The sequence below is a fragment of the Streptococcus sp. ALY_211 genome, from assembly GCF_058314555.1.
This window is the reverse complement of the sequence record NZ_JBZFUN010000007.1, coordinates 53,172-78,557: the sequence shown is the minus strand read 5'-3', so window position 1 is coordinate 78,557 and position 25,386 is coordinate 53,172. Positions and strand designations below refer to the sequence as shown.

Annotated in this window: 16 protein-coding genes; 14 read left to right on the top strand and 2 right to left on the bottom strand. The window is 41.4% G+C overall.

Going from position 1 to position 25,386, the window contains the following annotated elements:
* Together tnpA and AC4HAJ_RS06925 are read right to left on the bottom strand one after the other, a co-directional pair.
* Positions 1–223 (bottom strand): IS200/IS605 family transposase (gene tnpA, locus AC4HAJ_RS06930; RefSeq protein WP_491079437.1); only part of this gene is annotated, 223 nt, incomplete at its 3' end.
* Between the two features lie 245 nt (positions 224–468).
* Positions 469–921: a DUF1694 domain-containing protein gene (locus AC4HAJ_RS06925; protein WP_491079436.1), complete on the bottom strand. Its 453-nt coding sequence runs from the start codon at positions 919–921 to the stop codon at positions 469–471.
* 195 nt (positions 922–1,116) lie between these two features.
* Here AC4HAJ_RS06925 and eno point away from each other — a divergent pair, with 195 nt between their 5' ends.
* From eno to AC4HAJ_RS06855, 14 genes are all read left to right on the top strand, one after another.
* Positions 1,117–2,418, top strand: a complete 1,302-nt coding sequence (eno, locus tag AC4HAJ_RS06920) for a surface-displayed alpha-enolase (RefSeq protein ID WP_491079435.1) — start codon at positions 1,117–1,119, stop codon at positions 2,416–2,418.
* Between the two features lie 162 nt (positions 2,419–2,580).
* Positions 2,581–3,345: an HAD-IIB family hydrolase gene (locus AC4HAJ_RS06915; RefSeq protein ID WP_491079434.1), complete on the top strand. Its 765-nt coding sequence runs from the start codon at positions 2,581–2,583 to the stop codon at positions 3,343–3,345.
* 61 nt (positions 3,346–3,406) lie between these two features.
* Positions 3,407–3,898 (top strand): thiol peroxidase, encoded by a 492-nt coding sequence (tpx, locus tag AC4HAJ_RS06910; RefSeq protein ID WP_491079433.1) that lies wholly within the window; start codon positions 3,407–3,409, stop codon positions 3,896–3,898.
* Positions 3,899–4,082: 184 nt separating this feature from the next.
* Positions 4,083–4,676, top strand: a complete 594-nt coding sequence (locus AC4HAJ_RS06905) for a restriction endonuclease subunit S (RefSeq protein WP_491079442.1) — start codon at positions 4,083–4,085, stop codon at positions 4,674–4,676.
* A gap of 255 nt (positions 4,677–4,931) precedes the next feature.
* On the top strand, positions 4,932–9,413 hold the full coding sequence (locus tag AC4HAJ_RS06900; protein WP_491079432.1) for a glycoside hydrolase family 70 protein: 4,482 nt from the start codon (positions 4,932–4,934) through the stop codon (positions 9,411–9,413).
* 311 nt (positions 9,414–9,724) lie between these two features.
* Positions 9,725–10,561, top strand: a complete 837-nt coding sequence (locus AC4HAJ_RS06895; RefSeq protein ID WP_491079431.1) for a Rib/alpha-like domain-containing protein — start codon at positions 9,725–9,727, stop codon at positions 10,559–10,561.
* 422 nt (positions 10,562–10,983) lie between these two features.
* Complete coding sequence (locus tag AC4HAJ_RS06890) at positions 10,984–15,441, top strand: glycoside hydrolase family 70 protein (protein ID WP_491079430.1); 4,458 nt, start codon at positions 10,984–10,986, stop codon at positions 15,439–15,441.
* Between the two features lie 449 nt (positions 15,442–15,890).
* Positions 15,891–20,378: a glycoside hydrolase family 70 protein gene (locus AC4HAJ_RS06885; RefSeq protein WP_491079429.1), complete on the top strand. Its 4,488-nt coding sequence runs from the start codon at positions 15,891–15,893 to the stop codon at positions 20,376–20,378.
* Between the two features lie 278 nt (positions 20,379–20,656).
* Positions 20,657–21,571: a tRNA pseudouridine(55) synthase TruB gene (gene truB, locus AC4HAJ_RS06880; RefSeq protein WP_491079428.1), complete on the top strand. Its 915-nt coding sequence runs from the start codon at positions 20,657–20,659 to the stop codon at positions 21,569–21,571.
* Entirely contained in the window at positions 21,543–22,466 is a 924-nt protein-coding gene (locus tag AC4HAJ_RS06875; RefSeq protein WP_491079427.1) for a bifunctional riboflavin kinase/FAD synthetase, read from the top strand. The genes truB and AC4HAJ_RS06875 overlap by 29 nt, the downstream gene beginning before the upstream one ends.
* A 102-nt stretch (positions 22,467–22,568) precedes the next feature.
* Positions 22,569–22,982, top strand: coding sequence for a Spx/MgsR family RNA polymerase-binding regulatory protein (locus AC4HAJ_RS06870; RefSeq protein ID WP_491079426.1), 414 nt, complete (start codon positions 22,569–22,571; stop codon positions 22,980–22,982).
* Positions 22,975–23,253, top strand: a complete 279-nt coding sequence (locus AC4HAJ_RS06865; RefSeq protein WP_491079425.1) for a UPF0223 family protein — start codon at positions 22,975–22,977, stop codon at positions 23,251–23,253. Before AC4HAJ_RS06870 ends, AC4HAJ_RS06865 begins: the two co-directional genes overlap by 8 nt.
* Complete coding sequence (locus tag AC4HAJ_RS06860; RefSeq protein WP_491079424.1) at positions 23,243–24,007, top strand: inositol monophosphatase family protein; 765 nt, start codon at positions 23,243–23,245, stop codon at positions 24,005–24,007. Before AC4HAJ_RS06865 ends, AC4HAJ_RS06860 begins: the two co-directional genes overlap by 11 nt.
* 42 nt (positions 24,008–24,049) lie before the next feature.
* The gene (locus tag AC4HAJ_RS06855; protein WP_491079423.1) at positions 24,050–25,384 is read left to right on the top strand and encodes an RsmF rRNA methyltransferase first C-terminal domain-containing protein; all 1,335 of its coding nucleotides are present in this window, start codon (positions 24,050–24,052) and stop codon (positions 25,382–25,384) included.
* Positions 25,385–25,386: the final 2 nt, after the last annotated feature.

Here is a 25,386-nt window from a genome sequence, read left to right as displayed (position 1 = left end):
CGCTGATTCTAGGCGGAATACTGACCAACATATGAACATGATCAGGCATTAGATGTCCTTCGATAATCTCAACACCTTTGTAGCGACATAATCGGTGAAATATCTCACCTAAACTGCTGCGATATGGATTATAGATGACTTTTCGTCTATACTTAGGGGTAAATACAATGTGGTATTTACACAGCCACTTTGTGTGTGATAAACTATGCGCTTTTTGTGCCATACTTTTCTCCTTTCGCTTTACAATAGGATTGAACACCTTTATTGTAGCGCGTTTGGAGTTTTTTTGGTATAACCTCTGTTGCGCACCCGCATAGCGGGTGGTTTATTTGTCTCGCACCTACGGAACGAGACGGACTGAAAGTCACATAATAAGACAAAAGGCTGAGAGCTTTGCTCTCAGCCTTTTTACGTGGCAAGATAATAATAATATAGTCAAAAAATGAATTCTAATCCCCCTAAAGAAGATTAGGAAAATAAGCGTCTCCAAAAGGATTTCTTAGGCTTATCATCTGAATACTGTTGTTCGGTTAGTAAAGAAGCATAGAGTTGACGAATATTAGTTTCATCAAGGCCAACAGCCTTATCGGTATGAATCAAGAGATCAAAAGGTTTCTCCCCACCATCTTCAGTGATATTCGTAAAGCTGATACCTGCTTCTTGTGCTAACTTCATATAATACAGTTGGTTGCTTTGAGATAAGTTAGGGCAGGTTTTAACTTTTAAATGCTCATAATGCTGGGCCAAATCCTCTAAAATTTTCGGAAAGGCTGCCTTGATATCTGGTTGGTTACCCTCCCCCTTATTAATCGTGAGAACGAGCCGTTCCCGATAGGTGCCTAGATAACGTCGCATTTCATCAGGTTTAAGCCGTGTCTCACCAGAAGCCTTGCTAAGAATTTGTTTATCTAAATCTGTCATATATCATACCTCTCTTTTACCATTGTATCATAACTTACAAGGAGTTATTTATAAGGAAACAGTCTAGCGCAAGAGCAGGAGTTCTACAGCGACTGTGAGAAAAACTCAGAGTAATTACAGCCTTTGTTTGATTATTAACAGGGTTTGTGATATGATGAAACTGTAAAAAAATTAACTCATAAGGAGAGTATTGTAATGTCAATTATTACTGATGTTTACGCACGCGAAGTCCTTGACTCACGCGGTAACCCAACACTTGAAGTCGAAGTTTATACTGAGTCAGGTGCATTCGGTCGTGGTATGGTTCCTTCAGGAGCTTCTACTGGTGAACACGAAGCAGTTGAACTTCGTGACGGCGACAAATCTCGCTACAACGGACTTGGAACTCAAAAAGCTGTTGACAACGTAAACAAAGTTATCGCAGAAGCTATCATCGGTTACGATGTACGTGACCAACAAGGAATCGACCGTGCAATGATCGCTCTTGATGGCACTCCAAACAAAGGTAAATTGGGTGCGAATGCTATCCTTGGTGTGTCTATCGCTGCAGCACGCGCAGCTGCTGACTACCTTGAAGTTCCACTTTACAGCTACCTTGGTGGTTTCAATACTAAAGTGTTGCCAACACCAATGATGAACATCATTAACGGTGGATCTCACTCAGACGCTCCAATCGCTTTCCAAGAATTTATGATTATGCCTGTTGGTGCACCAACATTCAAAGAAGGCCTTCGTTGGGGTGCTGAAGTGTTCCACGCTTTGAAGAAAATCCTTAAAGAACGTGGTCTTGAAACAGCTGTTGGTGATGAAGGTGGATTCGCTCCACGTTTCGACGGTATTGAAGATGGTGTAGAAACTATCCTTAAAGCTATTGAAGCAGCTGGTTACGAAGCTGGTGAAAATGGAATCATGCTTGGTTTCGACTGTGCCTCTTCAGAATTCTACGAAGATGGTGTTTATGACTACACTAAATTCGAAGGTGAAACTGGTGCAAAACGTACTTCAGCTGAACAAATCGACTACATCGAAAGCTTGGTAAACAAATACCCAATCATCACTATCGAAGACGCTATGGATGAAAACGACTGGGATGGTTGGAAAGCTCTTACTGAGCGCCTTGGTAACCGTGTTCAATTGGTTGGTGACGACTTCTTTGTTACAAACACTGACTACCTTGCACGTGGTATTAAAGAAGGTGCTGCTAACTCAATCCTTATCAAGGTTAACCAAATCGGTACTTTGACTGAAACATTCGAAGCTATCGAAATGGCTAAAGAAGCTGGATATACAGCAGTAGTTTCTCACCGTTCAGGTGAAACTGAAGACTCAACAATCGCTGACATCGCAGTTGCAACAAATGCTGGTCAAATCAAGACAGGTTCATTGTCACGTACTGACCGTATGGCTAAATACAACCAATTACTTCGTATCGAAGATCAATTGGGTGAAGTTGCACAATACAAAGGACTTCAATCATTCTACAACCTTAAAAAATAATCGAATCACTTGGTAGTAGATGAATACCTATGAAAACACTCTAGTTGATCTAGAGTGTTTTTTTGAATCAAAGACTGACAATAAAGTTGCTTTAAGTCCCCTTATATTTTTATAGTTTTTCTAGGTTCTTTCTGCTATAATAGCGAGAGTAAGGAGCTAATTATGAGATTTATTTTTGATCTGGATGGCACACTCACATTTGATGGGAAATCTATTGATAATGATATCAAGGCTATTCTGCTAAAAGCTAAAGACCATGGGCACGATATCGGCTTTGTTACGGCTCGTGCTTACCGGGCAACTGTCAAGTTATTAGGGGATGTTTTATCTAAAGAGCTAGTCATTGGATTAAATGGTGGTATGGCTTACAATCAAGGTAATCTAGTTCTTCAGCACAAACTTGATCGTAAAGCTTATGAGGAAGTTCTGCAATATGCTGAAACCTATAACCTTCCTTATTTCGTGGATAATTATATTAACTATGCCACAGCTAATGAAGAGCACCTCGGTTTTATTGATTTAGTAGATCCACTTCATATTGGAAAGAAACTACCAGCCAAAAATCTCGAGGACCCCTTAAAGATGGTTTGCTATATGGGCAATCATGAGGATATCTTAGCGGATATTTCTTACCAGCTAACTAGTATTGACGATGTTGATGTTTTTTATAATGATCAAACGAAATATCTGCATATCGGACCAAGTGATGTTTCTAAAGTATCGACTCTAGAAGAGTTGAGTGAGGAGCCTTATATCGCATTTGGCGATGATAAGAGTGATATTGCTGTCTTTAAAGAAGCGATCTATAGTGTCCAAGTTGGGCAATATCGGTATTTAACGACTTATTCAGATGAGCAAATCCCTGCACAAGCTGAAGCGGTCGCTCAAAAAATTAAAGAACTGTTTGAGACTTTTAAAGGTAAATAGCTATAACTAAGGCGGGCTTCAAATAGGGCATGAAAATGAAAGATAAAGGAAGGTGATTGATATGACAACATTTCGTGGAGAACCTGTTACCCTTGAAGAAGGTAAGCAATTACAGGTTGGCGATAGAGCTCTAGAATTTACTCTGATCGCTTCAGACCTGACCCGCAAGAGTCTGTCCGATTACAATGGGAAAAAGGTGATTAGCATAGTGCCTTCTATTGATACCGGCTTGTGTTCAACGCAGACCAGGACCTTTAACCAGGAACTGTCCAATATGGATGATACAGTTGTGCTGACTATTTCAGCAGATCTGCCTTTTGCCCAGCAGAAGTGGTGCGGTGCAGAAGGTTTAGAAAATGCCATTATGCTATCGGATTACTTTGATAATAGCTTTGGAAAGAGCTATGGCGTTTTGATGAAGGAGTGGCATTTATTAGCAAGGGCTGTTTTGGTCTTGGATGAAAGTAATACAGTGATCTATACAGAGTACTTGGAAAATGTAAATTCAGAGCCTGATTATCAGGCAGCTATTGCAGCTGTTAAGAGTCTCTAGAAATAAGATATTGAAAGCTAGGAAAGACTGAAAACCCTTCCTAGCTTTTTGCATGAAGCTAAGACTTTCGATAAGATAGACTCAGAACAGGTGGTAAATTATTTTGATTTTTATAAGAAAATAGGGTATGATAAGCGGGTACATTCGTTAATCGTTCTAGAATCAAAAGGAGAGGGAGTGATCCATAGTGATGATAGAAGACTATCTTGAAACAGCTGTCCCCAAGATTCCTCTGGGGCATATGGCCAGAGCCTTTAAAGGAAAGGCTGTATCAAGTAAAGCTGAGCCGGGAGAAATCAGCTACGTTAGTTTAGCAAATATATCGGAATTTGGTATTGATTATCCTAATCTTAAGACATTTCAAGCGATACCTGAAAAAATTTCAAAATACCTTTTAGAAACAGGGGATGTCCTTGTCGCATCTAAAGGGACAGTAAAAAAAGTGGCAGTATTTGAAGATCAGGGGTGTCCCATTGTCGCATCTGCCAACATTACTGTACTAAGAGCCGGAGAGCAGCTAAATGGCCATTATTTGAAATTATTTTTAGAATCCGAGCTAGGCATGGCCTATCTAGCAAGGGCTGACCATGGTAAGTCTGTTCTCAATATTTCAACAGAAGAATTACTTGAAATTCCAATCCCTCAGATTCCTTTAGTTAAGCAAGACTATCTCGTCCAGTATGCATCTACAGGATTGGCGGATTACCACCGTAAGCTGCAGCGTGCACAAAAAGAATGGCAACGCATTAAAGAAGAAGTTGAGAAAAATTTATTTTAAAGAAAAATCTAGATCTAGATGGATCTAGATTTTTTTGATGGAAATATCAGAAAAAGATGTGATATTTTTTCTGAAAAATAGATAGATTTTGCATGCAAAATCTATCTCAAAAAATGTCATCTAAATGAAATCAACAATAAAACTAAATGACATCTTAAATATTGAATTGACTTCATAAAAATGTTAAGATACTTGCAAGTTAGGGAACTTTAAGTATTCCTAACTAAAAAATACACTTCATTAAGGAGCGTCATAATGGAAAGAAAATTACGCTACAAACTGCACAAAGTTAAAAAGCAATGGGTAACCATTGCAGTAGCTAGTGCAGGTTTGTTAACAGTTGTAGGTGGAGCTACAACTCAAGCCAATCAAGTTTCAGCAGAAGAGGTAGCAGTAACAACACAGCAAGATGCTGCTGATCCATCTGGTCAAGCACAAGATGAACAGTCTTCTGCTGCAACTGAGGCTGATCAGACCTCTGAACAAGCTCAGACAGCTGACACTGCAAATAATCAAACTACTGCTAATGATGCTGGTGCGGCTGCTACAACAACCCCTGCACCAGAAGCGGTAGAACAACAACCTGCAAATGATGTACAAGAAGTACAAACACCTGCAGCAGCGCCTACAGAACAAGAAACTAAAGCAGCTCTATCACTGGATAATATTAAGAAAGTTGATGGAAAATATTACTATGTTCAAGAAGATGGTAGTTACAAGAAAAACTTTGCAGTTACTGTTGATGGGCAAATCTTATACTTTAATGGAGAAACTGGTGAGTTAAGCAGTACCTCTACTCACTCTTACTCAGTTGGTTTAACGCCTATTGTGGATGAGTTTTCTGTCAACAACCGTGCTTACGACTCAACTCAAGATAGCTTTGAGCTTGTAGATGGTTATTTGACAGCTAATAGCTGGTATCGTCCAGCCAAAATTCTCCGCAATGGCCAAACATGGGAAAATTCAAAACAAGACGATTATCGTCCAGTCTTGATGGGATGGTGGCCTGATAAGGATACTCAAGTTGCCTACCTAAATTACATGTCTAAAGTGTTTGGAGGATCTGACCAATCATTCACAACAGAGACTTCTCAGGTTGCCTTGAATGCTGCAGCTCAACAAATTCAGACGAAGATTGAGCAACGTATCACAGCTGAAAATAATACACAATGGTTGCGTGAAACAATGGCGTCCTTCGTGACAACACGTTCAAGATGGAATGTTGATTCTGAAAATCTCAATCGCAAGGATCACCTACAACATGGAGCGCTTCTCTATGAAAATAGTGAGTTGACACCTTGGGCTAATTCCGACTATCGTTTGATTAACCGCACACCAACTACGCAAACAGGTGAGCAACGTTACTTTGCTGATAGTAATCCTATCGGTGGTTATGAACTCTTGCTATCAAATGATGTGGATAATTCTAACCCAGTTGTTCAAGCAGAGATGCTCAACCAACTGCACTATCTCATGAACTGGGGTTCGATCGTCATGGGAGATGATGAGGCTAATTTTGATGGTGTGCGTGTTGATGCGGTAGATAACGTCAATGCCGATCTCCTTCAAATTTACACTAATTATTTCGAACAGTATTATGGTGTCAATAAATCAGAAGCAGATGCCCTAGCTCATCTTTCAATCTTGGAAGCTTGGAGCTTCAACGATAATTACTATAACGTTGATACCAACGGTGCAGCCATTTCTATTGATAACTATTCTCGTTTGGCAGCGCTTGGGACCCTAGCACGTCCTTTGGAACAGCGTCAAGGACTGTCTCACCTCATAGATGATTCTTACAACAAAGAACGTCGCAATAACTATGCTTATGGCGACACTATTCCAACCTACTCCTTTGTTCGTGCCCATGACTCTGAAGTTCAAACAATCATTGCGCAAATCATTGCAGAAAAAATTGATAGCACGACAGATGGTTTCACCTTCACCCTTGATCAGTTGAAACAAGCTTTCGATATCTATAATGAGGATATGAACAAGGTTGAAAAAACTTATACACACTATAATATTCCTGCTGCGTACGCTCTCTTACTGACAAACATGGAATCTATTCCACGTGTCTACTATGGAGATTTGTATACAGATAACGGGCAATATATGGCTGTGAAATCTCCATATTTCGATGCGATCGATACCATGATGCGAGGTCGCATTGCCTATGTTGCTGGTGGTCAGCAAATGAATGTGGCTAAGACTGAGTCTGGTGCAGAAGTAATGACTTCTGTCCGTTTCGGTCAAGACATCATGAGACCAGATGACACTCAAGGAACAGACCTGAGCCGTACGTCTGGTATGGCTGTCTTGGTTAGTAACGATCCTAATCTCAAATTAGCAGCAGATGATAGCTTCACTGTTAATATGGGTGCAGTACATGCTAACCAAGCTTATCGCCCAATGCTCCTTGGTACCAAAGATGGAGTTAAATCTTACCTTAAAGATAGCGATACTAACCTAGTTAAATATACAGATGCAGAGGGAAATCTGACCTTCACAGCTGAAGATGTTCAAGGCTATTCAACCGTTGATATGAGCGGTTATGTAGCCGTTTGGGTACCAGTTGGAGCCAAAGATGGTCAAGATATTCGTGTTGAAGCTAGCAAGTCTACGACTGGTGATTTGACTTATAACACATCAGCTGCTTATGATTCGCAATTAATCTATGAAGGCTTCTCGAACTTCCAAGATTTTGTAGAAAATGATTCTCAATACACCAACAAAGTAATTGCTGAAAATGTTGATCTTTTCAAGGATTGGGGAATTACTTCCTTTGAGATGGCACCACAGTATGTTTCTACAAATGATGGTACCTTTATCGACTCTATTATCGAAAACGGTTATGCCTTCGATGACCGTTACGATCTTGCAATGAGTAAGAACAATAAATACGGTTCTAAGGAAGATTTGGCCAATGCTCTTAAAGCACTTCACTCAGCAGGAATTCAAGCCATTGCTGACTGGGTTCCAGATCAAGTCTACGATCTTCCTGGTGAAGAAGTTGTAACAGCGACTCGTGTGAACAACTACGGTAATCCAACGCCAGATGCCTTTATTGATAAGAGCCTCTACGCAGCCAATACTCGCGGTAGTGGTCAAGATTATCAAGCTGTCTATGGCGGAGAGTTTCTGGATGAACTCAAGGCAAAATACCCAAGTATGTTTGATGTTGAAATGATTTCTAATGGTCAAAAATTAGATACCTCAACTAAAATTAAGGCTTGGGAAGCTAAGTACCTCAATGGGACAAATATCCTTAAGAAAGGTGCTGATTACGTATTGAGCGATGATGCAACAGGACGTTACTTTACAGTAGCATCTGATGGTACTTTCTTGCCAGCTGCTTTAACAGGAGATACCAAGGCTAATACTGGTTTCTATCATGATGGTAAGGGAATGACTTATTATTCTACATCTGGTGAAAAGGCAGTATCACAAGCCATATTTGAAGGTGGAAACTATTACTTCTTTGATGAAAATGGCTATCTAGCAACAGGTAGTTACAAGGTTGATGGTAAGGAGTACTACTCATTGCCAAATGGTGTCCAACTCCGAGATGCTATTCGTGAAGACCAAAACGGTAACCGCTATTACTACGGTAAAACTGGTGTGAAATTCACTGGACCAAACTGGTATCAGTTTGTTTCACCAACAGATCCAAACACATTGTTGGCACGGTACTTTGATGCCGATGGTGTCATGGCATCGGGACTTGAGACAATTGATGGAGTAACTTATTACTTTGATAAAGATGGTTATCAAGTCAAGGGTCAATTAGTAACTGTTGATGGTGCTACACGCTTCTTTGCTAAAGATGCTGGAAATATGATCAAAGACGCTTACCAAGAAATTGAAGAAGGTAAATGGGCATACTTTGATGCCAATGGTCGTATGCTCAAAGGAGAGCAAACAGTCTATGGTCAAAAAGTTTACTTTGATGAAAATACAGGTATCCAACTCAAAGGCTTCCGTCAAGATGCACAAGGAAATAATATTGCCTTTTATGATTTGAATTCTGGTGCTAAGATTGTAAACGACTACTTCACAGATAATGGTGATGACTGGTATTTATCTGATCGTGATGGTAATGTTGTTCGTGGTTTCTATCTAGAAGATGGTAACTGGCGCTACTTTGATGCTAAGACTGGTAAACAAGCCAAAGGACAGGTCGTAGTAGATGGTACAACTTATTACTTCCATCCTGATTCTGGTATTCAAGCTAAAGGCGATTTTGTTACTGTAGATGGCCAAACACGCTATTATGATGCACAATCTGGTGCACTTAAGACAGGTTTCTTCACTACTGGTGACAATAATTGGTACTATGCTGACCAAAATGGCTACTTAGCCAAGGGAAGTTTAACGGTTAATAATCAAACGCTTTACTTTGATCCAGAAACCGGTAAACAAGCTAAAGGTATTAGTGTTACTATTGATGGTCAACGCCATTTCTACGATGCTAACTCTGGAGACATGATTACTGGTCGTTTCGTAGAAGAGCCAGCAGGATCCAATGAATGGTATTACTATGATGCAACAGGTGCTGCTGTTAAAGGATTGCAAGTCATTGATGGTAAGACAATGTACTTTGATCCAGAAACCGGACGTCAATTCAAGGGACAAATGGCTTTTGTAGATGGTCGTCGTTACTATTTCGATGAAAATAGCGGTGCTAGCGTAACTGGACGCTATGTCGTTGAAAATGGTCAAGTCATCTATATCTAAGAAGATTTGAAGTTTTCAATTTTGCTGATATCTTTTACAGGGTATTGGTATTACCAGTATCAATAGTCAGCTAGCCTAAGAGTCAGAGCAATTTGCTCTGGCTTTTTTTAGTTATTTGAGCGTCTTTGTTTGCTGCCAATCAACAAGGTTAAGAGTAGCTGAAAGTAAATGAAGTGAGAGGGTCTTTCTAAATTCTGGGTTGAAAGTCTGAAATATTTAGCCTATCATAAGATAATGACTGATAACAAATTATCAGTTATTATTCATACGGCAGCTAAATAGCTGCCATAAAAACTATTTAGGAGATATCTATGACAAACATCCATCAATCAACCAAAGTACTTAGGAATACCTATGGGACTGGACAACTAGCTGACTCTACTAAGAAGACTCCCAAGCGTTTTCTTAAAAGCTCAATATTAGCTAGTTTACTCTTGGGAGGAGCAATACTTAATGGTTATGCTTGGGCCGATGAGGCTGCTCCGTCACCCTCAAGTACATCAGCAGTAACCATCTCAGGACAAGAAAGTCAACTGACTATTGATGAAGTCACAACGACACCTGAAAATTTGACAGATAAAGCAACTGTGCTCCATCCAGATGATCTGTCTCAACCAATCCAGACTAAAGAAGAAGCAGGCGTAAACTCACCGAAGTCCTCAGTGACTTATATAGCTTCTAATGCAGGTACTGAATCAGACCAGGGACCTAAGACTATATCAAGCACGAATAGTTCAACACCCTCTAAGGAGGCTCTCGATGCTATTATGAGTCCTGAACTTAAGCAACCACTTTTTATTAATTTAAAACGTTACAGTTTACCAGATCCAGCAGATACGACAAAGACTGATGCCCAAAAATATATTCCAATCGTCAGTCCCCTAGTTGTGCAACAAGGCACTAAGCTAACGGCTGCAGCCATCGAGAAGCGTGTCTTCAATCTCTACGCACCCAAAGAAACAACCTACAAACTAGAAAATGCCAAAGCCATTCCAAAGACAAATACTATTGGAGTGCTGCCATTGGTACCTGTTATAGTCACCTACCCTGATGGAACTAAAGACCGTGTAGGTGTCAGAATAAAAGTAGTAGAACCCGTAAAGAAATCATCAAAGACAACAAAGAAATCTTCAACTAAAAAGTCCTGATACCACTAAGATTTTTTAGCTCAATACTAATTGTCACATCATAAGACTGGTGTGACATTAGCTACTGTGAGAGGAACATAAAGAACAGCCTGAGTAATTCTCAGGCTGTTTTGATAATACCCAGTTTTAGACAATGACCCAGAAAATAGGGTGTTATAGATAAGACATTTAATAGAATGATTAAAAAGTTTTTTGACTAAAATAGCAAGAAATGATATCAAAATAGCGAAAAAACTCCTGATGATATCTAGTGTCAGTGCGTTTCATCCCTATAAAAGTTTGCCGATATTACAAATAGGTATCATTCATTAATAAAAGCTTTTATTTTAGTTATTTAATGTTAGAATAATTAAGATAATTAAATCTTAAACTGGGAGTTATAATTATCGAATAAATATCAAGTCATAAGGAGAATCTTGACAATGGAAAAACAAACACGCTATAAGCTGCACAAGGTAAAGAAAAAGTGGGTAGCCATTAGTGTTGCGTCGTTTATCGTTGCACTTGCCGGAGGGCCAGCAGTCTATGCTGAAGATACGGCTGCTATAGCTAATGGAGATGCAGTGGTATCTGATCAAAATAGTCTTGCTAATGTATCTGATCAAGTGCAAGTAGCTACCCAACCTCAAGCGATAGCTGATACTGCTCGAGCAACAGACACTGCAGACCAAGCTGCAACAGGAAATCCGGCAGATGCTCAAGCACTGGATCAATCTGCTGATCAACCTGCGCAATTACAAACAGTAGATGATAAGACTTACTATGTAGATCCTAATGGCGAGCGCTTGAAAAACTACGCTGCTGTTATTGATGGAAAAACTTACTATTTTGATGAAGAAACTGGAGAAGCCCAAACTGAGCTCCCAGCAACTACTCAAATCAATACAAATCCAAATAATCAAGTAGCTGATTCATTTGTTGCCAATAATCAGGCTTATTCCAATGAGGCAGCCAACTTTGAAGCGGTTGATGGCTATTTGACAGCTGATTCTTGGTATCGTCCACGTAAAATCTTAAAAGAAGGGACAACTTGGACAGCTGCTACATCAGAAGATCTGCGTCCAATTTTGATGACGTGGTGGCCAGATACTGCTACAAAGCAAGCTTATGTTGATTTCTGGGTCAATGAAGGTCTGATTCAAAATGCAAGAAATCTTGATACAGCAGTTCAGGAGATCCAGACAGGCATTGAGCGTCGTATCAGCAGTGAGGGGAATACAACATGGCTGCGCAACAAGATGAGCGAGTTTGTCAAAAGCCAATCACAATGGAATATAGAGTCTGAAGACTATACAAGTTATGGAAATCAGGACCATCTCCAGGGAGGTGCTCTCCTTTATACCAATAGTGATGCGACACCGCATGCCAATTCAGACTACCGCTTGATCAATCGCAACCCAACCTTCCAAACAGGACGTCAAAAATACTTTAAATCTAGTTATGCTGGATATGAATTGCTTCTGGCTAATGATGTGGATAATTCTAATCCAATCGTCCAAGCAGAGGATCTTAATCATTTCCATTACCTCATGAATTGGGGGGAGATTGTTATGGGTGATGCCGATGCTAATTTTGATGGTGTTCGTGTGGATGCTGTTGATAATGTTGATGCTGACCTCTTGCAAATCCAAGAACAATATTACAAGGCTAAATACGGTGTCCATCAATCAGAGAAAAATGCTATTGATCATCTATCCATTCTTGAAGCTTGGTCTGGCAACGACAATGATTATGTCAGAGATAATAACAACTTTTCATTATCTATTGACAATGACCAACGCACACAATTACTGGCTGCCTTAACAGCACCGGCTAATTCACGCTCCAATATCTTAGGATTGGCTACTGCAGGTCTCAAAAATCGTAATTCATCGTCGACTGCCGATCCAATTCCTAACTATGTCTTCATCCGTGCACATGACTCAGAAGTACAAACACGTATCGCCCGTATTATTCGTGAGCGCTTAGGGAAGTCAGATACAGATGGCTTGACCAATATCACCTTAGAAGATCTCAATAAGGCCTTTGAAATCTATAACGATGATATGTACGCCACTGATAAGCAATACTACACCAACAACCTTCCAATGGCTTATGCATGGATGTTACAAAATAAAGATACCGTGACCCGTGTCTACTATGGCGATATGTATACTGATGATGGTCAGTATATGGCTACAAAAACACCCTTCCATGATGCTATAGCAACCATGCTCAAAGGCCGTATCAAATATGTAGCGGGTGGTCAATCTATTCAAACGAGCCAACTTAGAAATGGGAATATTTTAGCCTCTGTTCGTTTTGGTAAAGGGGCAGATAGCCTTAATGATGCAGGGACAGCTGAAACTCGTACATCAGGGATGGCTCTACTGATGAACAACAATCCCAACTTCCGTTCAACATCTGGTCTGACATTAAACATGGGAGCAGCTCACCGTAATCAAGCCTATCGTCCATTATTATTATCAAATTCAACTGGTATTGCAACTTACCTCAATGATAGTGATGTGTCGTCGAATCAGTATAAATATACCGATAGCCAAGGACGTTTGAGCTTTAGCAGTTCTGAGCTTAATAGCTATGCCAATGTCCAAGTATCGGGGATGCTCCAAGTCTGGGTACCAGTAGGCGCAGCAGATAATCAGGATGTTCGCACAGCACCAAGTACGGCTCAAAATAATACGACTAATATCTACACACAATCAGACGCTCTCGATTCCCAAGTTATCTACGAAGGATTTTCAAACTTCCAAGCTTTTGTCCAAACACCGGAACAATATACAAATAAGGTCATTGCACAAAATGGTGATCTCTTCAAATCATGGGGAATCACACACTTTGAAATGGCTCCGCAATACGTATCGACCGAAGATGGGAGCTTCCTTGATTCTATAGTATTGAATGGTTACGCCTTCAAAGACCGTTATGATATGGCCATGAGTAAAGATAACAAGTATGGATCAAAAGAAGATCTAGCAGCAGCCATCAAAGGATTGCATGCGGCTGGTATTAAGGTTTTGTCTGACTGGGTGCCAGACCAAATTTATGATCTTCCAGGTCAAGAAGTTGTTACCGCTACACGTGTAGACCAATATGGTAATACCCGCAGAAATGCTCAGATCAACCGGACACCTTATGTCGTTAATACGCGTTCTTATGGTGACTACCAAGAGCAATATGGCGGTGAGTTTTTAGATGAGCTGCAAAGCCTGTATCCAGAACTCTTTACTACCCGTCAAATTTCGACAGGAAAGCCAATCGATGCTTCTGTCAAACTTAAAAATTGGTCAGCTAAATACATGAATGGTACCAACATCCTAGGACGTGGTGCTAAGTATGTCTTGAGTGACAATAGCCGTTACTTCAATCTTGAGACAGATAAATTCTACTTGCCAAGTGCTTTAAATAATACGAATGGTAGTCCTGAGACAAGCGGCTTGATCAACAAAGATGGGGCGGTTTACTTCCAAGATGCTGATGGAACTACCCTTAAAAACCAATTTAAAGAGCTCAATGGTAGTTGGTATTATTTTGGTGAGGATGGTAAGATGGCAGTCGGTCAAACCCGCATTGGCAACGATACCTATCTCTTTATGCCAAATGGTAAGCAACTACGCAACGGCGTATGGTCTGAAAACGGCAAGTCCTACTACTACGATAACAGTGGTAAACGGGTCAACCAAACTGGTTTTGTCGCTTACAATGCAGCTGGTCAAACTAAATATCGTTACTATAATAGCGATGCCTCTCTAGCTATTGGTCTTGTGAGCATCAATGGACGTACCCTCTACTTTGATGCCTATGGCTTCCAAGCCAAAGGAACTAGTATTATTCTTGATGGAAAAAGATACTACTTTGATGCACGAAGTGGTGATCTGATTGATAGTCCTGATGTGAGCGGTAGTTGGGAAGTTCTTGGCAATAATCAATATGGTTACCGCCTATCTGATGGTACCTTGCTAACCGGTTTACAAACCGTTGAAGGATACCAAGTTTACTTCCAATCTGATGGTGTTCAGCTAAAAGGAGGAGTCGCTAAAGACAATAACGGTCGCTTGCATTTCTTTGAGCGCGATAAAGGTCGCATGGTGACTCGTTCTGGCTGGTACTCAACATCTCAGGATAAATGGGTATATGTTGAAAATGACGGTAATGTCGCTGTTGGTTTCAAGACTATAGGTGAGCAGACAGTTTATTTTGATCAAAATGGTATTCAAGCTAAAGGTAGCCTCGTAACAATTGATGGCAAACAGTATTATTTTGATCCCAACTCTGGAAGCATGCTAGTATCTAGTGAGCTGGTCATCGATGGTAAAAACTATAAGTTCAACGATCAAGGTGTAGCGACTGAGACAGTAGTATCAGGTTTCACCAGAGATAATACAGGTCTTCATTATTATTTTGATAATGGCAGTCTAGCTAAAAGCACCTATATTCAGGATCAGTCAAACCATAACTGGTATTATTTCAATAATAGCGGTGTGGCTGTAACTGGATGGCAAACCATTAATAATATCCGTCAGTATTTCTTTGAGGATGGTCATCAAGCCAAAGGTGAGTTTGCCACAATTAATAATCGTCTGTATTACTTTACGACCAACTGGGGTCAGCTCGTTACTAACCGATACGTTCAAAATAAGCAGACTGGTAACTGGTACTACATGGGCCGTGACGGTGCTGCCGTAACTGGATGGCAAACTATTAATCGTGTCCGTCAATATTTCCACGCAGACGGCCGTCAGGCTAAGGGAGAGTTTGTCACGATCAATAGACGTGTTTACTACTTTGATGCTAATGGTAAAATGGCGACCTATCAAACCATTCGTTACGGAGGCCGTAATGTTTGGGTAGGTGGCAACGGTATTGTAGCTTACGCTTAATCCCCACATCTGCCGTCTGTCCTAAATAAATTAAAACTTAGCGATTTCTGAGATCTTATCATTAGATATCCCCCACCTAATTAAGTTACAATCAGACCCCCTTGGACACTTTAAATGAGAGTCTAAGGGGTGTTTGATTGAAATTTGTCAGAAAAATTTTAAGAGCATAAGTTTATAATAGGAGAGACAGTACCCAATACAGTGATAAGGTATCAGCAGCAGTTCTCATTCCCTCTGGAGATGTCCAAAAAGGGAGTGAGAGCTGTTTTTTAATCTCTAAAATAACTTTTAATATCTTTCTATTATTAAAGAACTACTCATTGATTTGAAATAATTCTATAAATAGTGGCAATAATTGTCATTTAATGTTAAGATAAGAATAGCCGTTAAAAAAGTCTTAATTGGGAGATTATTTTAACTGTGAGTATCATAAGGAGAGAATGATTTTCATGGAGAGAAAATTACATTACAAATTGCACAAAGTTAAAAAGCAATGGGTAACCATTGCTGTAGCTTCAGCAGGTTTAGCCAGCGCAGTGGGTGGCGCAGCAGCTACTCAAAGCGTATCGGCTGACCAGGTGACCCCTGATGATCAAGCGGCAGCAAATCATCAAGTGGCTCAAAACAGAGTTAGCAAACCTGCTGCTGAAGTTAAGCCGACATCAACGACTGAAGGTGCTAAATCAGTAGTGCCAGCCCCTAGACAGGCTGAAACAGCCGAAACCAACCAGTCCGTGGCTAGCCAAAGTTCTGCACAGCCACAAAAGGTTAGTCAAACAGGGACACAAACGCCACAAACGAAGGCCAAAGATTTAGCAACTAGTGAAACTGAAGCAGCACCATCTAGCCAGCAGGCAACAGCGCCTGGATTGTCTAGTCAGGAGAAAGCAGCAGCCTTATCGTTGGAACAAATCAAGCAAGTGGATGGCAAATATTACTATGTCCTTGAAGACGGTAGCTATAAGAAGAATTTTGCTATTACAGTTGACGGACAAATGCTTTACTTTGACGGTGAGACAGGTGCCCTAAGCAGCACCTCGACTTTCTCATTTAGCCAAGGATTGACACCTATTGTCAGTGACTTCACTGTCAATAATAAGGCCTATGATTCTTCGGAAAGTAGCTTTGAATTAGTCGATGGCTATCTAACAGCAGATTCTTGGTACCGCCCTGCTAAAATCCTTGAAAATGGTAAAAAATGGGTTAATTCTCAAGCATCTGATCTTCGTCCAGTTTTGATGTCTTGGTGGCCAAACAAGGACATGCAAGTTGCCTATCTCAATTTCATGGCAGACTATCTTGGAGCCAATCAACAAGAATTTACAACTGAAACATCACAAGTTGCTTTGAATACCGCAGCAGAGTTGATCCAGCGTCAAATTGAGCAACGTATCACAGCTCAACAAAGTACAGCTTGGTTGCGTGAAGCTATGGCCGCTTTTGTCTCTAAGCAATCACAGTGGAATAGTGAGAGTGAAGACTACAATAAAAAAGACCATCTTCAAGGTGGAGCTCTCCTTTATACTAATAACAAATTGACTAAGTGGGCAGATTCTCGCTACCGCTTACTCAATCGCACCCCAACCTATCAAACTGGTCAAACCAAGTATTTCCGTGCAGACACTTACGGAGGCTATGAGTTCCTACTCGCTAACGATGTAGATACCTCGAATCCAGTTGTTCAAGCAGAGATGCTAAACCAGATTCATTACTTGATGAACTGGGGAAGTATTGTTATGGGAGATGATCAGGCTAACTTTGACGGTATTCGTGTAGATGCAGTGGATAACGTCAACGCTGACTTGCTCCAGCTCTATACCAATTATTTCAATTCCGTCTACGGTGTCAATGAAAGTGAAGCCAAGGCCCTAGCCCATATTTCTATTCTGGAAGCTTGGTCCTATAATGACAATTACTATAACCAAGATACCAAGGGAGCTGCGCTTGCCATGGACAACGGCTTGCGCCTATCCTTACTCTACAGCCTGACACGTCCCCTAAATGAACGTTCTGGCGGAATGGATAACCTGCTCAAGTCAGAATTCGGTTTAACTGACCGAACTAAGAATGACACCTATGGAGACACCCAAGCTTCTTATGTTTTTGTGCGTGCCCATGACTCAGAAGTTCAAACAGTCATTGCCAAAATCATACAAGAACGCATTGATTCGACAACTGATGGCTTTACCTTTACCTTAGATCAACTGTCTCAAGCCTTTGATATCTATAACAAAGATATGAATAGTGTTGATAAGGTTTATACGCACTATAATATTCCTGCAGCCTACGCCTTGATGCTGTCTAATATGGAATCTGTAACACGTGTCTATTACGGTGACCTCTATACAGATAATGGGCAGTATATGGAAACCAAGTCGCCTTACTATGATGCTATTGATACTCTCATGCGGGCTCGTATTCGCTATGCGGCTGGTGGACAGACAATGGATCTGAAGTCCTATAAGGCCGCAGCAGAGATGAAGACTGATCAGACTAATGATGTGCTCAATAGTACGCAAGTCTTAGCTTCTGTGCGCTATGGTCAAGATGTCATGTCAGCAGATGATATGACTGGCGGTAAATTGGCAAAAACTTCAGGTATGGTGACACTGGTTTCTAACAATCCTGAGTTGCAGCTTGATGCTAATGAAACCATTCGGGTAAATGTCGGTAAAATCCATGCTGGTCAAGCCTATCGTCCTTTGTTGCTAACAACCGATAAGGGACTAGAAAAGTATCTTAATGATACAGATACTACCCTGACAAAAATTGCTGATAAGGATGGTTTCCTCACCTTTACAGGTAGTGAAATTAAAGGCTATAAACAAGTTGAAGTCAATGGATATCTAGCCGTTTGGGTGCCGGTTGGTGCTGATGCTGATCAAGATATTCGCGTTCAAGCTTCAACAAAAGCCTATGGAGCAGATGACCAGACATTCCAAGCGACTCAAGCCTTAGAATCGCAACTGATCTATGAAGGCTTCTCAAACTTCCAAGACTTTGTTAAAACAGATAGTCAATATACTAATAAGCTGATTGCACAGAATGCTAATCTCTTCAAAGAGTGGGGAGTGACGTCATTTGAAATGGCCCCTCAATATGTTTCAGCAGATGATGGAACGTTCTTGGATTCCATCATTGAAAATGGTTATGCCTTCAAGGATCGTTACGACCTTGCTATGAGCAAGAATAATAAATATGGTTCTAAGGAAGACTTGGCTAATGCGCTTAAAGCTCTGCATGCCGTAGGCATTCAAGCTATTGCTGACTGGGTGCCAGATCAGATTTATCAATTACCTGGAAAAGAGGTAGTGACCGCTACTCGTGTGGATAATTATGGACGCGCCAAGTCTGACCAAGCTCTGTTTAAAAAACTTTATGTTGCCAATACTAAGAGCAGTGGTAAGGACTTCCAAGCTCAATATGGAGGTGAATTCCTCCAAGAATTGCGAGCTAAGTATCCTGAATTGTTTGACGTTGCTATGATCTCAACTGGTAAGCCAATCGATGATAGTGTGAAACTCAAGCAGTGGTCAGCTCAATACTTCAATGGAACTAATGTTTTGGGACGGGGTTCGGACTATGTTCTTAGTGATAATGGTACTGGTCAGTACTTTACTGTCAACCAGACAGGGAACTTTTTACCAGCTGCCCTGACTGGTGATCGTCAGGCTAAGACAGGCTTCTACAAAGAAGCTAAAGGCATGACCTACTACACGACATCCGGAAAACGAGCTAAGCTATCCTTTGTTTCAGAGGGAGGCCACCTCTATTACTTTGATAGAGATGGTTATATGGTAGCAGGAAGGAAGTTCTATCTTGATGGGAAGACCTATCAAGCCCTAGACAATGGAATTGTCCTCCAAGATACCATCGTTGAAGAAGATGGGAAATCATACTACTACGGTAAAACAGGAGTTATGTATGACGGTGATCGTTGGTTTGAAGTAACTGATGCATCTGGTAAGACTCGCTACCGCTATGTTGACCGTAAGGGCGTCCTCGCCATTGGGTTGACTCAAGTTCATGGAATGACACAATACTACGACGAAAATGGTTTCCAAGTTAAAGGTGATTTTGTGACAGATAGTAAGGGACAGACCCGTTACTTCGATGAGAACAATGGTAGTCTTGTAGCTGATCAATTCTTCCTAGTTGGAGGTTCTTGGTACTATGCTGATGATCAAGGAATTTTAGCCAAGGGAGAAGTCAAAATCCAGGATCAAATCCTCCTCTTTGATGAAAAAACGGGACAACAGATCAAGGGACGTTTTGTCACGAATAAATCGGGACAAATGAGCTATTATGATGCACATACAGGTGCTAAGCAAGTGTCTCGTTTCTTCACCCTGGGAAATAATACTTGGTATTACGCTGATGATCAAGGCCATCTTGCAACAGGGGAGCAGACTATTAATGGTCAGAAACTCTATTTTGATCCTAAAACTGCTCAACAAGTTAAAGGGCACTTTGTCACAGATCAAAAAGGTAGACGTTACCACGATGCTGATACTGGTGAGTTAGTGACTAATGCTTTTGTCGCAAAGGATGCTACTAATAATGAGTGGTACTACTTGGGCAGTGACGGCTATGCTGTCAAAGGAAGTCAAACCATCAACAAGCAGCACTATTACTTTGATGAAAAGACAGGCCTGCAAAGCAAAGGTATTATAGTTGCTAATGCCTCAGGTAAGAAGTCCTTCTATGATCTTGATACGGGTGAAAAGGTCAGCAAGCGCTTTGTTATGGTCGGTAGTGACTGGTATTACTTTGGCCGCAATGGTTTGGCACTTACTGGATTCCATGATATCAATGGTCAGCAACTCTATTTCCATCCAGATGGACGTCAAGCCAAGGGTGAGACAGTCAAAATTGGTCGTCACACCTATACCTTCGATAAGGATTCTGGAGAAATTCTATCAGTTATTTATGGCTAATCCTTAATTTCAAATAGACTAAAACGAATGTGTATCTTATATAGAACACATTCGTTTTTTTGTACAGGTTTACCTTTTTCTGAAACTATTGCACTTGGAATGTGTCTTAAGGTAAGGACTGCCAATCAGCAGGGTTCATTGGTGTTAAAGCACCTAATGAGCTGTTCAGAGGTAAGACTGCTTGGCAGAGCCAACAGTCTCACTCTCAACCACTGCGCCTAACAAATAAATAAGTCTGAGAACTTTTGTATCAGCCTCACTATGGTATAATAATTGGTATGATTTCAGGAATTATCAATCTAAAAAAAGAAGCTGGAATGACCAGCCACGATGCTGTTGCTCGGTTACGTAAGATCCTACAGGAAAAGAAAATAGGCCACGCAGGAACGCTGGATCCAGATGTCATCGGGGTTTTACCGATTGCAGTTGGTAAGGCAACTCGGGTTATCGAATATATGACTGAGTCAGGTAAGGTCTATGAAGGAGAAGTTACCCTAGGCTATAGCACAATGACAGAAGATGCAAGTGGTGAAGTCTTAGAAAAGACTCCTGTTCCAGATAATCTCACGGCAGATGAGATTGATTTAGCTATGGCGGAATTTCTTGGTCAGATCACCCAGGTGCCTCCTATGTATTCAGCGGTCAAGGTTAATGGCCGCAGGCTATATGAATATGCGCATGCTGGCGAGACGGTGGTCCGTCCCGAACGTAAGGTTTGGATCAAGAGCTTCGAGCGAACATCAGAGCCAATCTTTGAAGAAGGTATCTGCCGTTTTCGCTTTCGAGTGGTCTGTAGTAAGGGTACCTATGTACGCACCTTGTCTGTAGACTTAGGAGCGAAGCTAGGTCTGGCGAGTCATATGTCAGATCTTAGCCGTACCGCTTCAGCAGGATTATCTTTGGATCAGGCCTTAACACTAGAGGAGGTTGCGGCATGTGTCGCCCAAAATGACTACAGCTTTCTGCTCCCTATAGAATATGGCGCCAGTGACCTTCCTAAAGTGACGCTGAGTGATGCCCAGTATCAGGATGTGACGGCAGGTCGTTTTATTGAGCTAGACAGCCAAGAACCTCTTCTAGCAGCTTTTTATAAAGACAAACTAGCAGCTATTCTAGAGCCACGAGGGGCTGCCTATAAGCCTCGAAAGGTATTAATGAAAAACCATGAAAATCACACACATAACAAGAGCTAACGATATCAAGCAAACGACGGACACCGTTTTAGTTTTAGGCTATTTTGATGGTCTTCACAAGGGGCATCAGGTTTTATTTGAAGAAGCCAAGGCGATCGCAGATAGAGATGGTCTGAAAATAGCAGTACTCACCTTTAATGAAAGTCCCAAATTAGTCTTTGCCCGCTTTGAGCCAGATCTACTCAATCATATCACCTACCCTGAGAAGCGTTACCAGCGTTTTCAGGAGTTTGGAGTTGATGAACTGTACCTTATTGATTTTACAGCAAGTTTTGCCAAGCTAGATGCAGACAGCTTCCTTACCAGCTATATTAATCATTTACGAGCCAAAGCAGTCGTCGTTGGCTTTGACTATAAATTTGGGAGTGATCGCAAAGATGCCAGCTACTTGGTTGAGAAGTTTGACGGTCAGGTCCTCAGTGTTCCAGAAGTTAGGCAGGCCGGATCAAAAATTTCTTCAACGCGTATCCGCCGGCTCATCGCTCAAGGAGCTGTGGCAGAAGCTAATCAGCTATTAGGTTTTCCTTTTTCCACTAGAGGAATGGTCGTACATGGTGATGCCAGAGGTCGGACTATAGGGTTTCCAACGGCCAATTTAGCTCCGATTGATCGAACCTATCTACCAGCAGATGGTGTCTATGTTACTGATGTATTAGTTGGTTCAAAAACCTACAGGGCAATGACCAGTATTGGAAAAAATGTGACATTCGGTGGCAGTGACCTACGTTTAGAAGCAAATATTTTTGAGTTTGACCAAGAGATCTATGGAGAAACAGTAGAGGTTTTTTGGCTTGCCAAGATACGTGATATGGTAAAATTTAGTGGGGTAGACGAACTAGTGGATCAGCTCCATAAAGATCGAAAACAGGCCCTCAGCTGGCTTCTAGACTCCTAATCTCTTTAGGGGGACCGTATAGAACAATCCCTAGAAATGTCTAGCAATTTCTAGGGAATTTTTGTATAATGTCAAAATGAAAGGGGTAAGACTGATAATTTTATGATTACATTATTTTTATCACCAAGCTGTACGAGCTGTCGTAAGGCACGTGCATGGTTGGCAGACCATGAGGTCGAGTTTCAAGAACATAATATCATTACCAGTCCCTTGTCACCCGAGGAGTTGAAGGCTATTTTAGCGCTAACAGAAAACGGAACCGAAGATATTATTTCAACCCGATCAAAAGTCTTTCAAAAATTAGACCTTGATGTTGAAGAGTTGTCTATTTCAGAATTGATTGATTTGATTGCCCAAAATCCTAGTCTCTTGCGCAGACCGATTATATTGGATGATAAGCGCATGCAAATCGGATTCAATGAAGATGAAATTCGTGCCTTCTTACCAAGGCACTATAGGCAGCAAGAGCTCCGCCAAGCAACTATTCGAGCAGAATTAGAGGGAAAACATGAATAAAAACTATAACTATCCTCTCGATTCCAGCTGGAGCACTGATGAAATCTCTTCAGTGCTTTATTTTTTGAATCAAGTCGAGGATGCCTATGAGGCAAAAGTAGATGTCCAAAAATTCTTGCAATCCTATCAGGAGTTTAAGAAAGTAGTCCCAAGTAAGATGCAAGAAAAACAGATTGATCGTGCCTTTGAAAAAGCTAGTGGCTATTCGACTTATAGAGCTGTTCAAGCTGCAAAGGAACAGGAGAAAGGATGGCTCACTCTTGAAGGCTAGATTTGAACTGGCAAAAGCAATGATTTATGAAGCTGGGACCTTCATCAAATCGCATATGTCTGACAACCTGATAATCGAGGAAAAATCAAGCGCTGACGATTTGGTGACTAATCTTGATAAAGAAACCCAGGATCTCCTAGTGAATCGGATCAAAACCGCCTATCCAGGGGATGCCATCTTTGGCGAGGAAAACGATCTTTATCATGATATAAAAGATGGTCATGTCTGGGTTTTGGATCCGATTGATGGGACGGTGAATTTTATCGCACAAGGGCGTGATTTTGCGGTAATGATTGCCTATTATGAGCATGGTGTTGGTCAGTTTGGTTTGATCTACGATGTTATGGAGGATCGCTTGTACAGCGGAGGAGGCGAGTTTCCAGTAACCTGCAATGGTAGGGAACTTGCTCCTTATCAACCTAAACCGCTCAAGCGTCAACTATTAGCTGCAAATGGTAGTATGTATACCCACAATTACTTTGGTCTTGCTGATTTGGCTAAATCACTCTTAGGCATCCGTGTTTTAGGGAGCGCTGGCATTAGCATGAGCCGTGTTTTAGAAGGGCAGTTACTGGGCTATGCCTCAGCTATCTCACCTTGGGACTATGCAGCAGCTAGTATCATGGGAAAGTCTCTGGGTTATACTGTCCATACCTTAACGGGTGATAGGTTAGATTATCAGACGAGACAGGCGGTGATCTTTCTTCCGGATACGGAGGCAGAGACCCTCAAAGGATTGCTAAGATTGGACTGAGTGAGACTGCTCACGCCAGTCTTTTTTTGTTATAATGGCAATATGAATCTACCAAAAGAATTTATTGATAAATATAAACAGCTTCTCGGACCCGAGAGTCAAGATTTTTTGGACAGTTTTGAGCAGCCGCCGCAATCTGCTTATCGTACGAACCCTTTAAAGAAGGTTCAGCAGAGTTTTGATCAAGCCATCCCTAACACCAACTGGGGGCACTATGGCAAGGTATCAGGAAAATCTGTGCCCCATACAACTGGTCTTGTCTATTCACAGGAACCGGCTGCTCAAATGGTGGCTCAAGTTGCTGCTCCCCAAAAAGGCATGCGGGTTCTTGACTTAGCAGCTGCTCCGGGTGGCAAGACAACTCATCTTCTCAGTTACTTAGATAACACAGGTGTTTTAGTCTCCAATGAAATTTCTAAGAAGCGAAGCAAGATTTTAACTGAAAATGTTGAACGCTTCGGGGCTAGAAATGTCATCGTGACAAATGAAACTCCTCAAGGCTTGGCTAGGGTATTTACAGATTATTTTGATGTCATTGTATTGGACGCCCCTTGTTCAGGAGAAGGAATGTTTCGTAAAGACCCTGATGCTATCCAATATTGGTCTGCAGACTATCCAAAAGAGTGTGCTAAATTACAAAAAGAAATTCTTGAAGAAGCCATTAAGATGTTACGACCAGGCGGTCGTCTGATCTACTCTACCTGTACTTGGTCCCCTGAGGAAAATGAAGATATTATCAGATGGCTCTTGGAGGACTTTCCACAGTTTTCTCTACTGCCTATAGAGCTGCTCAATGGCATGCTGCCAGGGATCCACATGCCGGAGGCTGCAAGGATGTACCCCCACCATTTCAAGGGGGAAGGACAGTTTGTAGCCCAACTCCTAGATAAGCGTCCTCCTCTCCCTGCAAGGACTAGAAAAAAAGGATACAAAGGTAAACATCATCCGCACACGAATTTATCCAGAGAACAGATTGATTTGTGGCAATCCTTTGAAGAAGAGCAGCTCTCTACCAGATTATCGGGGATCTTGCAGGCTTTTGGAACGGAGCTTTATCTGTTGCCAGAGGACCTTCCAAATCTTGAGAGAATCAGGATTGCAAGGAATGGACTTCATCTAGGAACCTTTAAAAAAAGGCGTTTTGAACCATCTTTTGCTCTGGGTCTCGCCCTCACTAGTGATGAGACCAAGCAGACATTAGAGCTAACCGAGGAGCAGTACTGGACTTATGTTTCTGGTAATACGGTAGCCTTACCCACTAGCCTCCCCAACGGCTGGTACCATCTACTCGTTCAGGGAAACGGTCTAGGATTTGCCAAAGTTGTGGGGCAAACACTTAAGAATTTTTACCCCAAGGGACTGCGTTTTAATAGATAATT